Source organism: Mycobacterium sp. THU-M104, assembly GCF_049197365.1.
GTDB lineage: Bacteria > Actinomycetota > Actinomycetes > Mycobacteriales > Mycobacteriaceae > Mycobacterium.
This window is the reverse complement of the sequence record NZ_JBMIOP010000159.1, coordinates 19,263-31,840: the sequence shown is the minus strand read 5'-3', so window position 1 is coordinate 31,840 and position 12,578 is coordinate 19,263. Positions and strand designations below refer to the sequence as shown.

Here is a 12,578-nt window from a genome sequence, read left to right as displayed (position 1 = left end):
TGGTGGCCAGGGGCGGGATCGAACCGCCGACCTTCCGCTTTTCAGGCGGACGCTCGTACCGACTGAGCTACCTGGCCGGAAGGCAAAATGAGTGCCTCGCCGTCTGGCGACCCTGACGGGACTCGAACCCGCGACCTCCGCCGTGACAGGGCGGCGCGCTAACCAACTGCGCCACAGGGCCTTGCTGCTGCTCCGCGTCGCCGCGTTGCCGTACCCCCTACGGGATTCGAACCCGCGCTACCGCCTTGAAAGGGCGGCGTCCTAGGCCGCTAGACGAAGGGGGCCAGAACCGAATCTCTCCGGGGTACCCGCAACATGGTTACGTTGGGAGCCACGCCAGCTTAGGTCACCGTGGCCCCAATCCTCAAACGAGCCGATTTCCGGTACCCAGTATCCTGATTGCTCCGGCCCCTATAGCTCAGTTGGTAGAGCTACGGACTTTTAATCCGCAGGTCCTAGGTTCGAGTCCTAGTGGGGGCACCACGCACGCGGCGGACACGGCCCGCCACCTCGGATGATGCCCGACTCCGGAGTTTCATCCGATGATCACCGGCCGTCGACTGTTGATCCGGCGGCCGTCGCCGGACCGGGCACACAGGACGCGCACATGCCATGGCGGCGCTTAGCGCGATCCGGGCGGACGCCCAACAGATCGGCGAGCTGGGTGCACATCGGCGCATCGGCGTATCGGCGCTGGTGCAGGGTTCGAGAGCGGTGTAGCGGCATCTGGACGCGGCGCGAAGTGCAGTCATCTGCCACGCGACCGCAGCCACGCGGGATGAACCCGTCTAAATTGAAAACGGCTTGGCTATGCTTCCCAAGATGACTATCGATGCGGCCGCCCCGAACGCACCCGTTGCCCTGGTAACGTTGGAAGTCCGTCACCCCGCAGCGGATTCCCTCAGCGAATCATCGAGCGCACAGCTCAAACGGCTGCTCGCCGACCATCTCCCCATCGAGCGCCAGGCCCAAGATATGGCGTGGGGCATGGGCGCCGGCGGAAACCCCCAGCCTGCCGCCGAGCGCTTCAATCGCTACGTCAACCGGGACAACACGCTGGCCGCCTCGATGAAGAACCAGGCCGTGGTCATCGAGACCACCGCCTACTCGAATTTCGAGTCGCTACTCGAGATCATGATGCGGGTCGTCGACGCTCGCTCACAGGTTTCCTCGCTCGTCGGGGTGGAGCGCATCGGCCTGCGCTATGTCCTCGAGATCCGGGTCCCCATGGGCGTGGACGGACGGGTCGAGTGGGCCAACTGGATCGCCGAGCCGCTGCTGGGCCCGCAGCGCATCGCTCCTGGCGGTCTGACGCTGACCGAATGGCAGGGCGCCGCGGTCTACCGCGAGGCGAACCCGGGCAAGTCGATGATCGTGCGCTACGGCCCCGGCGTGGGTCAGGCCCTCGACCAGAACTATCACCTGCGCCGAACCATGCCGCCCCAGCAGGGACCGTTCTTCCTGATGGACATCGACAGCTTCTGGACCCCGACCGGTTCCATTCCCGAATTCGACCGCAACGCGGTGGTGACGACCTTCCAGGACCTCTACGACCCGGCGCGCGCCGTGTTCCAGGAGATGCTCACGAGCCGTCTGAAGGACAACTTGCTGAGCTCATAGGCGCGTCCGGCGCCACCACACCGCGGGGACGACCCGGTGCTCCCGTGCCGCTCCGCAGAAGCGCGATAGAGAAGAATCTCTTTGGCACCGCTGGTCGCCCGCCGTCGGGATTAGCCTGCGATACATGACCGACTTCGCCCGTCGCACGATCGACCTGGCTCGTCGCAACGTCGCCGAGGGAGGTCGCCCGTTCGCGGCCGTGATCGTCAACGACGGCGAAGTGCTCGCCGAAAGCGCCAACCAGACCGCCCAGACCAACGACCCGACCGCCCACGCGGAGATCCTCGCCATCCGGGACGCGTGCCGGAAGCTGGGTACCGAGCACCTGGTCGACAGCACCATCTACATTCTCGCCCACCCGTGCCCGATGCGCCTGGGCTCGCTGTACTACTGCTCACCGCGGGAAGTCGTCTTCCTGACCACCCGCCAGGCCTATGCGCAGTACTACCTCGACGACCGCAAATACTTCGAACTCGCCACGTTCTACGACGAATTCGCGAAGAACTGGGAACACCGGCGACTGCCGATGCGCTATGAACCCCGAGACGCCGCGGTGGATGTCTATCGGCTCTGGAACGAGCGCAACGGCGCCCGGCGCACGTCGACCGTGGTGCCCGGGGGCTGAACAGCCGAGATTGACAGCGCTGCCGGACATGTCGACATTATTTGCATATCAATGCAAATAATGTCATAGAGCCCGATGGGCCGGCAGGACTTGTCCCGCAGAGCGAGGAGAACGAAGCGTGAGCGAACAGCACGGCCATGACGCGCCGCATGCGCATGAACACCGCCACGGCGGCGTCGCACACGTACACGCACACACCACCCACGAGCACGAACACGTCACGCACGAACACCCGCACGCCCACGCCGACGGAACCCGGCACGCCCATCAGCACGCGCATCAGCTCGGGCTCGAAGAGGTTCATCAACACGCCCACGTGTGAGATCCGCCTCCCCCAAAGGCGTTACGACATGTTCGGGCAGTAATGCTTGGGGTTGTCGCGCTCGTCGACCGGCGGCAGATTGCGCGCCGGGGTCTGGACCAACGGCGTGTCGGCCGGGATTCGCCCGTTGGCGCGATCCCATCCGGCGCGGGCCCGGGGGTGCTTGCGGAACCGCCCGGGCACCAGCGCGAAGACCAGGCGCACGGCGTCGCCGAACCGTCGGTGCAGCCATTCGTCGCGCGCCGACCAGGCGTAACCCATCAGCTCGCGCACCGGCGGATCGTAAAGTCCGACGGTCACCCAGACGAAGAACGGCGCCAGCAGTCTGCGCTGGGCACCCCATAGCCAATCCGGAACCCATTGCGCGAAAGGCGGTTTGGGCAACCCGGTCAGGTCAAGCACGGCGCGCGCCGCATAGTTGTTCTCCAATACGTTGCGGCACATGTGATCCCAGTAGACCTGGAATTCCTCCCATGACGCCGGCACCGGCCGCATGCTCATGCCATACATCCGGTACCACTGGACGTGCTCGTCGAAGAGTTGCCGTTTCTGCGCCTCCGTCAGACCGCCGCAGAACCGCTCGGCCACGTGAATCGTGCCGACGAAGAAGGTGGCGTGTGCCCAGTAGAAGACGTCGGGGTTCAACGCGTGGTAGCGGCGGCCCTGTTCGTCGACGCCTTTGATCTCGGCGTGGTAGTCACGCACCTCGGCGCCGGTGACCGGAGCGCGGTCGCCGTCGAAGACCACGCCACCGATCGGGTACAGCGAGCGCAGCAAGCGCGGCCAGCGTTCCCGGAAGAACGTCGAGTGGTCGATGACGGCCGCACCCAACTGCGGGTGCATGTTCTGCATGGACCCCGCCCACGGCCCCTGCAGCATGCCCCGCCAGTCCCCGAAGTACTGCCAGGTGAGCGAATCCGGACCGAGTGGAAGCGGCGGAGACTCGTAACCCAGCGGCGACACCGGGCATCCGGCGGCCATGCCGTCGGATGCGGTCGCGCCGTCGAAGCCGCTCGTCACCGAACATTCTGCGGACGTATCTTGAGTCACTGTTGAAATCCCCGTGGCCCTCGGTAGACTTTGACTACATGCGTTGTCAATTGTCACCTTAGGAGAGATGTGCGGTCCGGTCAACGACGGAGCCGTTGGACCGGCGTCCCCGTGGAGCGTCGTCACGCGCTGCGCCGCGACGACCTCGTTGCCGCCGGTGTGCAGCTGCTGGGCAGCGACCGCGGACCGGCATTGACCGTCCGCGCGGTGTGCCGTGAGGCCGCGCTGACCGAGCGCTATTTCTACGAGAGCTTCTCCGACCGCGACGGATTCGTGCGCGCGGTTTACGACGACGTGTGCACGCGGGCGATGAGCACGCTCGATTCGGCGAAGACGCCTCGTGACGCTGTCGAGCGTTTCGTCGAGCTGATGGTCGACGATCCGGTCCGGGGCCGCGTACTGCTGCTCGCACCGGCGGCGGAGCCCATTCTGACCCGCTCGGGAGCGCAGTGGATGCCCAACTTCATCGACCTGCTGGTCCGCAAGCTGTCCCAGATCGGCGATCCCGTGTTGCAGAAGATGATCGCCACCAGCCTCGTCGGCGGCTTGTCGAGCCTGTTCACCGCCTACCTCAACGGCCAGCTCGGCGCCACCCGAGAACAGTTCATCGACTACTGCGTCAACATGCTGTTCGCCACGGCGGCCCCCTACGTCCCCGCCCCCGGGCCGGGTCATTCGGAGTAACGGGTTTCAACGGCGTCGCACCGGCGAACCAAGTGTCCGGCACGCCGGCGCCCGGATGCCGAACTGTAACCTCCCCGCGCGGGCGCGGAAACTTGATGCTACTGGGGTACACAGATATATTGACCGCTACTAATCGACACAGATAACTGGAGGAGCTATGTCAGCTGAGCTGACCGACCTACAGCTGTTGCGGGAACTCGAGCCAGTAGTCGAGAAGAACCTGAACCGGCACCTGAGCATGCACAAGGACTGGAATCCGCACGACTACATCCCGTGGTCGGACGGCAAAAACTATTACGCGCTCGGCGGCCAGGACTGGCACCCCGAGCAGAGCAAGCTTTCCGACGTCGCCCAGGTGGCGATGGTTCAGAACCTGGTCACCGAGGACAACCTGCCGTCCTATCACCGCGAGATCGCGATGAACTTCAGCATGGACGGGGCGTGGGGGCAATGGGTCAACCGCTGGACCGCCGAGGAGAACAGGCACGGGATCGCGCTGCGTGACTACCTGGTGGTCACGCGGGCGGTCGATCCCGTGGAGCTGGAGAAGCTTCGCATCGAGGTGGTGAACCGCGGCTTCAGCCCGGGGCAGAACCGCCAGGGCGAATACTTCGCCGAAACCCTGACCCACTCCGTCATCTACGTCAGCTTCCAGGAATTGGCCACCCGGATCTCACACCGCAACACCGGCAAGGCCTGCAACGACCCGGTCGCCGACCAGCTGATGGCCAAGATCTCGGCCGACGAGAACCTGCACATGATCTTCTACCGTGACGTCAGCGAGGCGGCGTTCGACCTGGCGCCCAACCAGGCGATGAAGTCACTGCACCTGATCCTGCGGAACTTCCAGATGCCGGGCTTCCAAGTGCCCGAGTTCCGGCGCAAAGCCGTCTTCATCGCCGTCGGCGGGGTCTACGACCCGCGCATCCACCTCGACGATGTCGTGATGCCGATCCTGAAGAAATGGCGCATCTTCGAACGCGAGGACTTCACCGGCAAGGGGGCCGAGCTGCGCGACGACTTGGCCGTGCTGGTCAAGGAACTCGAGCAGGCCTGCGAGAAGTTCGAGGTGTCCAAGCAGCGCCAACTCGACCGCGAAGTACGCACGGGCAAGCGGACCACCGCCCAGGAACTGCATAAGACGGCGGGCAAGCTGGTGATGAGCCGCCGGTAACGACCTTGCGCATCGGACCGATCACGCTCGCCAGCCCGGTGGTGCTGGCCCCGATGGCAGGCGTGACCAACGTCGCATTCCGGACGCTGTGCCGTGAGCTCGAGAAGGAGAAGTCCGGCACGGTCAGCGGACTGTACGTCTGCGAGATGGTGACCGCCCGCGCTCTCGTCGAGCGACACCCGGTCACCATGCACATGACGACCTTCGCCCCGGACGAGTCGCCCCGGTCGCTGCAGGTCTACACCGTCGACCCAGTCACCACGTATGCCGCCGCCAAGATGATCGCCGACGAGGGCTTGGCCGACCACATCGACATGAACTTCGGCTGCCCGGTGCCCAAGGTCACCAAGCGCGGCGGCGGGGCGGCGCTGCCGTACAAGCGGCGGTTGTTCGGGCAGATCGTCGCCGCGGCCGTCCGCGCCGCCGAAGGCACCGACATCCCGGTGACCGTCAAGTTCCGCATCGGCATCGACGACGAACACCACACCCACCTGGACGCCGGCCGCATCGCCGAGGCCGAAGGTGCCGCGGCTGTGGCCCTGCACGCCCGCACGGCGGCACAGCGCTACTCCGGCACTGCCGACTGGGAACAGATCGCCGCGCTCAAGCAGCAGGTGCGCACGATCCCGGTACTCGGCAACGGGGATATCTACGACGCCAGCGACGCGCTGGCGATGATGGCCGCCACCGGCTGCGACGGCGTCGTCATCGGCCGGGGCTGCCTGGGCCGGCCGTGGCTCTTCGCCGAACTCTCGGCCGCATTCACCGGCAGTGCGCAACCCACCCCACCCTCCCTCGGCGAGGTCGCCGACATCGTCCGCCGCCACGGCCGACTGCTGGCCGCCCACTTCGGAGAAGACAAGGGCATGCGCGACATTCGCAAACATGTCGCGTGGTACCTGCACGGCTTCCCCGCCGGATCGGATCTGCGCCGGGCGCTGGCCATGGTCATGACGCTCGACGAACTCGACTCGCTGCTGGACCGGCTGGATGGGACCGTTCCGTTCCCGGAGAAGGCCACCGGCCCGCGGGGCCGGCAAGGGTCACCGGCCCGCGTGGCCCTGCCCGACGGCTGGCTGAACGACCCGGACGACTGCAGCGTCCCGGCGGCAGCGGACGTCATGCACTCCGGCGGCTGAACCCGGGCACGAAATCGCGTCCGGACCCAGAACTCAGTACGATGTGAGCCTTGCGTGCTACGGACGCGCGTTCGGCGTCCGCATCGAAGATTCGGAGGCCGGCAGGACATGGGTGACGGCGGGGCAGACGCCGCTCTCGGCGACCGGCGCGGGTCCGGTCCCGGTGAGAGCCGACACTTTGCACCATGGGAGCGGTTCTCCGACCCGGCGCTGGATCACAGCGCGCACCAATGGCAGCCCGACTCCCCCGCCGCATCCGAAGAATCCTGTGATGCCGCGGAACCCGGCACCACTGAGGAACCGAAGCCAGACGAGCGCGGGCAGGGCGGATCCCACGCCCGTGGCGGGATCACCGTCGCCGACCTGATCGCCCAGTTCGGCGCGCCGCCCACCGCTCGGCCCGGGCGCCACCGCGTGGCCGACACCCCTGCGGAAACGGCAGCCCCGGACCTCGCGCGTGCCGATGCCGCGCCCGAGGTGTCCATCGATCAACAGGACACCGAGGCCATCGCCACACCCGCCTACTGGCTCGAGCTCAGCTCACAGGTCCCCGACCTGGGGATCGCGCCCCCGCCGCACCACGACCCCGAGCAACCGGACCCGACCACCAAGGCGCCGCGCAGGCTGCTGCGCAGGCGCGGCCGCCGGACACCACCCGTCGATGCACACGAACGGCGCGAGCCGACCCCCAGGCCCCGGCGCCGGCCCCTGCTCTATGCCGGCCGCTCGCTGGCGGCACTCCTGGCCGTGCTGTCCCTCGTCACGACCGGCGGGGCGTGGCAGTGGGCGACGTCGAAGAACAACCGGCTCAACACCGTCAGCGCGCTCGACCCGCACTCGCGCGACATCGTCGACCCCGGCGGCCAGTACGGCGATGAAGACTTCCTGATCGTCGGCGTGGATTCGCGCTTGGGGGACAACGCCAACATGGGAGCCGGCGACGCCGACGACGCCGGTGGCGCGCGGTCGGACACCGTCATGCTGGTCAACATTCCGGCGAACCGCAAACGCGTGGTGGTGGTCTCCTTCCCCCGCGACCTGGCGATCACCCCGATCCAGTGCGAGGTCTGGAACCCCGAAACCGGCAAGTACGGCCCCATCTACGACGACAAGACAGGCACGTGGAGTCCACGGGTCGTCTACACCACGACGAAACTGAACTCGACGTTCTCCTTCGGCGGTCCGAAGTGTTTGGTCACAGAAGTCCAGAAGCTGTCGGGCCTGAGCATCAACCGATTCATCGCCGTCGACTTCTCCGGGTTCGCGAAAATGGTCGAGGCACTGGGCGGTGTCGAGGTGTGCACCAGCGCGCCGCTGCACGACTACGAACTGGGCACAGTGCTCAAACACGCAGGACGCCAGGTCATCGACGGCCCGACTGCACTGAACTATGTGCGGGCCCGCCAGGTCACCACCGAGAACAACGGCGACTACGGACGCATAAAACGCCAGCAGTTGTTCCTGTCGTCGCTGCTGCGCTCGCTCATCTCCGAGGACACGTTGCTGGACCTCAACAAACTCAACAACGTCGTCAACCTCTTCATCGGCGACAGTTACGTCGACAACGTCAAGACGAAAGACCTTGTCCAGCTGGGGCAGTCGCTGCAGGGAATCGCCGCCGGGCACATCACCTTCGTCACCGTGCCGACCGGGATAACGGACGAAAACGGTGACGAACCACCACGCACGGCCGACATGCGGGCACTTTTCGACGCCATCATCAACGACGACCCCCTACCCCTGGAGAACGACCACAACGCACAACGACTGGGGGCCTCCTCGGCCTCGGGGTCGGCGACCACACCGACCCCCACGCCAGCCCCGGGCCCGCAGGTGCGGCGCGAACAGGTGACGACGACTTCGCCGCACGAGGTGACGGTGCGCGTGTCCAACGCGACCGCCAAGTCCGGCCTCGCCGCCGCCGCCACCACGCAGCTCAAGCGGGACGGGTTCAACGTGATGACGCCCGACGACTACCCCAGTGCACTGAAGGCCACGACGGTGTTCTTCTCTCCCGGCAACGAACAGGCGGCCGCGACGGTGGCGGCGGCGTTCGCCAATTCCAGGGTGCACCGGGTATCGGGCTACGGCCAGGTCGTCCAGGTCGTGCTCGGTCCGGACTTCAACTCCGTCGCCGATCCGCCGCCCACGGGCTCACCGGTCAGCGTGCAGATCGAACGCAATTCGGGCGACACGCCGATCAAACTTCCCGAAGATCTGACGGTCACCAACGCAGCAGACACCACCTGCGAATAGCCTGATGCGGTGAGCGTCTGCTCGCCGTTTCCCCCGCCAAGAACGTAAGCTTGGCAGATGCGGACCGCCTACCATGAGCAGCTTGCGGGCTTGTCCGACCAGCTCGGCGAGATGTGCGGACTGGCGGGTGTTGCCATGGAGTGCGCCACCCAGGCCCTGCTGCAGGCCGACCTCGTGCTGGCCGAACAGGTGATCTCCGACCACGAGCAGATCGCGGCGATGAGCGCCCGCGCCGAGGAGAGCGCCTTCGTGCTGCTGGCGTTGCAGGCACCGGTGGCGGGCGATCTCAGGTCGATCGTGAGCGCCATCCAGATGGTCGCCGACATCGACCGGATGGGCGCGCTGGCCCTGCACGTCGCCAAGATCGCCCGCCGGCGGCATCCACAGCACGCACTGCCGGAGGAGGTCAACGGATACTTCGCCGAAATGGGACGGCTCGCAGTTGATTTGGGCAACAGCGCCCAAGAGGTGGTACTGTCCCGCGATCCGGACAAAGCCGCCCGCATCCGTGAAGAAGACGACGCCATGGACGATCTGCACCGCCACCTGTTCTCGGTGCTGATGGACCGCAAATGGAAGTACGGTGTGGCCGCGGCCGTCGACGTGACGTTGCTGGGCAGGTTCTACGAGCGTTTTGCCGACCACGCGGTCGAGGTGGCGCGGCGCGTCATCTTCCAGGCGACCGGCAGCCTCCCCGACGAGGAACCGAAAGCCTCCTCCGACTAGACCTCAGCCGAAGCGTCCGGAGATGTAGTCCTCGGTGGCCTTCTCGCTCGGGTTGGAGAAAATCTTTTCCGTGGCGTCGATCTCGACGAGCCGGCCGGGCTGGCCGGTGGCTTCCAGATTGAAGAACGCCGTCTGGTCGCTGACCCGGGCGGCCTGCTGCATGTTGTGGGTGACGATGACGATCGTGTAGTCCTGCTTCAACCCACCGATCAGGTCTTCGACGGCCATCGTCGAGATCGGGTCCAGCGCCGAACAAGGCTCGTCCATCAGCAACACGTCAGGCTGCACGGCGATGGCGCGCGCGATGCACAGGCGCTGCTGCTGGCCGCCGGACAGTCCACCGCCGGGCGTGTCCAGCCGGTCCTTGACCTCGTCCCACAGGTTCGCGCCGCGCAGCGAGTGTTCGGCCACTTCGTCGAGCACCTTGCGGTTGCGGACACCTTGCAGCTTCAGGCCCGCCACAACGTTGTTGCGAATCGACATGGCAGGGAAAGGATTCGGGCGCTGGAACACCATCCCGATCGCCCGGCGCACGCCGACCGGGTCGACACCCGGGCCGTAGATGTCCTCGTCGTCGAGCAGCACCTCGCCCTCGACACGGCCACCGGGAACCACTTCGTGCATCCGGTTCAGTGCGCGCAGCACGGTCGTCTTGCCGCAGCCGGACGGGCCGATGAACGCCGTCACGCTGCGGGGCAGAACCGACAGCGTCACATCCGCGACGGCCTGAAACGACCCGTAATAGATATCGACGCTCTTGAGGTCCAATCGCTTGGCCACCTAGTGCTCCTGCCTTGACTTTCCGGGGGCGAACATTTTCGAGATCACCCTGGCCCCGACGTTGATGACGGCGATCACCAGGATGAGGGTCAGGGCGGCACCCCACAACCGATCGGTGGGCACCGGGTCGACGCCCGCGCCCGCCGACGCCTGTTTGTAGATCATGCCCGGAAGCGACCCGATGAACCCATGGAAGATGTCCAGTCCCATCGACTGCGAATAGCCGACCAGGACCAGCAACGGGGCCGTCTCCCCCAGCACTCTGGCCACCGCGAGCATGATGCCCGTGATGATGCCGGACAGCCCGGTGGGAATCACAATCCGGGCGATGGTCTTCCACTTCGGGATGCCCAGCGCGTAGCCGGCCTCGCGCAGATCCACCGGCACGATGCGCAGCATCTCCTCGGTGGCACGCACGATTACCGGCAGCATCAGCAGCACCAGTGCCAGCGACACCGCGAACTCGGAGCGGGAAATGCCGAACGTCACCACCCCCAACGTGTAGATGAACAACGCTGCCACGATCGAGGGCACCCCGGACAGGATGTCCACCATGAACGACGCCACCCTGCCCAGTGCCGTACCGCCCCCGTACTCGACCAGGTAGATCGCCACCATGATGCTGATCGGAACGGAGATGACCACGCATACCAGTCCCTGCAACAGCGTGCCGAGTATCGCCTGGTAGGCGCCGCCCCCGTCCACGAATTCCTTCATACCCGCCTGCGAATGCGTCCACCACGCGGGCGACGCAATCGCCCGATACCCCTTGGAGATCACCGAGAAAAGTACGTAGACCAGTGGCGCCAGGGCTATGACCATCGACGCCGTCACGAACGCGGTGGCGAGGTTGTTCACGACTCGACGACGTGGACCGAGGCCGGGGAACGTCCGGGCCTTGAGCGGTCGGTCCAGGATCGAGGTCATCGGCCGCTTCTTCTGCGCCCGATTCCCGCGACCGCGCCGCGCGCGAGGGCGACGATCAGGAAGGTGATCCCGAAGAGGACGAGCCCGGCGGCGATATAGGCACCAGCCCGGTACGGGTCATCGAGATCCGACGCGGCACCGGCGATCTTGGTCGCGAAGGTGGAGCCGCCATCGAACAATGACCAGCTGAACACGGTCCGGGTTGCCCGCAGGATGACCAACAGCGCCATCGTCTCACCAAGGGCACGACCCAGGCCCAGCATCGCGCCGCTGACATAGCCGGACCGCCCGAACGGCAGTACGGTCGTCCTGACCACTTCCCAGCGGGTGGCGCCCAGCGCCAGCGCGGCCTCGATCTGGTCGAAGGGCGTCTGGACGAATACCTCGCGGGTGACCGCGGTGGTGATCGGCAGGATCATCACCGCCAGCACGAGGCCGCCGGTCAAGACGGTGCCGCCCGCGGTCACCGAGGTGTTCCCGTCGGCGAAGAGAAAGCACCAGCCCAAGGCGTGATTCAGCCAGGACGCGATGGGCCGCACGTGCGGCGCCAGCACATGCAGACCCCACACGCCATAGATCACCGACGGCACCGCGGCCAGCAGATCGACCGCATACGCCAACGGGCCGGCAATCGGGCGCGGGGCGTACTGCGTGATGAACAACGCCACGCCAAGGGCGACGGGCATGGCAATCACCAGCGCGAACAGCGACACGAAGATGGTGACCTGCAACAGGCCGAGTATCCCGAAGTGCATCGCCGAGGTGTCGGTCATGACCCAGGGGCCGCCGTAGGTGAAGAAGTTCTCCTGGTCGCGCTTGAGCGCCGGGACGGCGCGCATCAGCAAAAAACCGCCGATCGCGACGATCAGCACGACCACCAACGCGCCCGAAGCCTGCGCGAGCCGGCGAAACACCCTGTCCCCGAACCGCGGTTGCCCCTGGCCCCATGGGCTGATCGGCACCATCGGGGCCTCGGGGAAGGGCGCGGCCACAACCGCGCCCGAACCCGCGTCGGCCGGGTTCGGATTCGTCACTGTGATCCCGTCACAGTCGCGTTGTCGCTCCTTGCACCCAATTGACCACTGCACGGCATTGATCGCGGTGACCATTCGTTCCTTGACTCTATCGGGCAGCGGAACACAGCCGGCAGATGTCAGAGCTGTCTGCGCATTGTTGGCGGCCCCGGCTCACCGATCTCGCCTTCTGAGCCATCGCGGGCTCATCCGGGCGGTCCTGAACCGCGCCGACCGTGTTCCAGCGCAGCGTGCTGAGCCC

Annotated in this window: 12 protein-coding genes and 4 tRNA genes; 9 read left to right on the top strand and 7 right to left on the bottom strand. The window is 66.2% G+C overall.

Annotated features, from left to right (window positions below; all coding sequences use genetic code 11):
• The 3 genes from ACOJVU_RS13305 to ACOJVU_RS13295 all read right to left on the bottom strand — a co-directional run bounded on the left by ACOJVU_RS13305 (position 1) and on the right by ACOJVU_RS13295 (position 284).
• Positions 1-77 (bottom strand) — tRNA-Phe (locus tag ACOJVU_RS13305).
• 27 nt (positions 78-104) lie between these two features.
• Positions 105-181, bottom strand: a tRNA-Asp gene (locus ACOJVU_RS13300).
• 30 nt (positions 182-211) lie between these two features.
• Positions 212-284 (bottom strand) — tRNA-Glu (locus tag ACOJVU_RS13295).
• A gap of 123 nt (positions 285-407) precedes the next feature.
• On the opposite strand from ACOJVU_RS13295, the gene ACOJVU_RS13290 reads away from it, so the two are divergent.
• The 4 genes from ACOJVU_RS13290 to ACOJVU_RS13275 all read left to right on the top strand — a co-directional run bounded on the left by ACOJVU_RS13290 (position 408) and on the right by ACOJVU_RS13275 (position 2,567).
• Positions 408-483, top strand: a tRNA-Lys gene (locus ACOJVU_RS13290).
• A 327-nt stretch (positions 484-810) separates the two neighbouring features.
• Positions 811-1,620, top strand: coding sequence for a TIGR04255 family protein (locus ACOJVU_RS13285; RefSeq protein ID WP_421530196.1), 810 nt, complete (start codon positions 811-813; stop codon positions 1,618-1,620).
• Between the two features lie 124 nt (positions 1,621-1,744).
• The gene (locus ACOJVU_RS13280; RefSeq protein ID WP_421530189.1) at positions 1,745-2,245 is read left to right on the top strand and encodes a nucleoside deaminase; all 501 of its coding nucleotides are present in this window, start codon (positions 1,745-1,747) and stop codon (positions 2,243-2,245) included.
• A gap of 118 nt (positions 2,246-2,363) precedes the next feature.
• Positions 2,364-2,567 (top strand): zinc transporter Slc39a7, encoded by a 204-nt coding sequence (locus ACOJVU_RS13275; protein ID WP_421530188.1) that lies wholly within the window; start codon positions 2,364-2,366, stop codon positions 2,565-2,567.
• Between the two features lie 21 nt (positions 2,568-2,588).
• Here the strand turns inward: ACOJVU_RS13275 and ACOJVU_RS13270 are convergent, their stop codons facing one another.
• Entirely contained in the window at positions 2,589-3,617 is a 1,029-nt protein-coding gene (locus ACOJVU_RS13270; RefSeq protein WP_421530187.1) for an oxygenase MpaB family protein, read from the bottom strand.
• Positions 3,618-3,686: 69 nt separating this feature from the next.
• Here ACOJVU_RS13270 and ACOJVU_RS13265 point away from each other — a divergent pair, with 69 nt between their 5' ends.
• The 5 genes from ACOJVU_RS13265 to phoU all read left to right on the top strand — a co-directional run bounded on the left by ACOJVU_RS13265 (position 3,687) and on the right by phoU (position 9,596).
• Entirely contained in the window at positions 3,687-4,301 is a 615-nt protein-coding gene (locus tag ACOJVU_RS13265; RefSeq protein ID WP_421530186.1) for a TetR/AcrR family transcriptional regulator, read from the top strand.
• Between the two features lie 157 nt (positions 4,302-4,458).
• Positions 4,459-5,475 carry an acyl-ACP desaturase gene (locus ACOJVU_RS13260; RefSeq protein ID WP_343709779.1) on the top strand — a complete coding sequence of 339 codons (1,017 nt, stop codon included), beginning with the start codon at positions 4,459-4,461 and terminating at the stop codon, positions 5,473-5,475.
• Between the two features lie 5 nt (positions 5,476-5,480).
• The gene (dusB, locus tag ACOJVU_RS13255; RefSeq protein ID WP_421530185.1) at positions 5,481-6,614 is read left to right on the top strand and encodes a tRNA dihydrouridine synthase DusB; all 1,134 of its coding nucleotides are present in this window, start codon (positions 5,481-5,483) and stop codon (positions 6,612-6,614) included.
• A 108-nt stretch (positions 6,615-6,722) separates the two neighbouring features.
• Positions 6,723-8,870, top strand: coding sequence for an LCP family protein (locus ACOJVU_RS13250; RefSeq protein WP_421530184.1), 2,148 nt, complete (start codon positions 6,723-6,725; stop codon positions 8,868-8,870).
• A gap of 57 nt (positions 8,871-8,927) precedes the next feature.
• Complete coding sequence (gene phoU / locus ACOJVU_RS13245; protein WP_421530183.1) at positions 8,928-9,596, top strand: phosphate signaling complex protein PhoU; 669 nt, start codon at positions 8,928-8,930, stop codon at positions 9,594-9,596.
• A 3-nt stretch (positions 9,597-9,599) separates the two neighbouring features.
• Here the strand turns inward: phoU and pstB are convergent, their stop codons facing one another.
• Genes pstB through pstC form a run of 3 tightly spaced genes read right to left on the bottom strand, consistent with a single transcriptional unit; the run spans position 9,600 to position 12,337 of the window.
• Positions 9,600-10,376 carry a phosphate ABC transporter ATP-binding protein PstB gene (gene pstB, locus ACOJVU_RS13240; RefSeq protein ID WP_421530182.1) on the bottom strand — a complete coding sequence of 259 codons (777 nt, stop codon included), beginning with the start codon at positions 10,374-10,376 and terminating at the stop codon, positions 9,600-9,602.
• A complete protein-coding gene (gene pstA, locus ACOJVU_RS13235; protein WP_421530181.1) occupies positions 10,377-11,303 on the bottom strand; it encodes a phosphate ABC transporter permease PstA in 927 nt (308 codons plus the stop codon). It lies immediately after the preceding gene.
• The gene (pstC, locus tag ACOJVU_RS13230; RefSeq protein WP_421530180.1) at positions 11,300-12,337 is read right to left on the bottom strand and encodes a phosphate ABC transporter permease subunit PstC; all 1,038 of its coding nucleotides are present in this window, start codon (positions 12,335-12,337) and stop codon (positions 11,300-11,302) included. Before pstC ends, pstA begins: the two co-directional genes overlap by 4 nt.
• Positions 12,338-12,578: the final 241 nt, after the last annotated feature.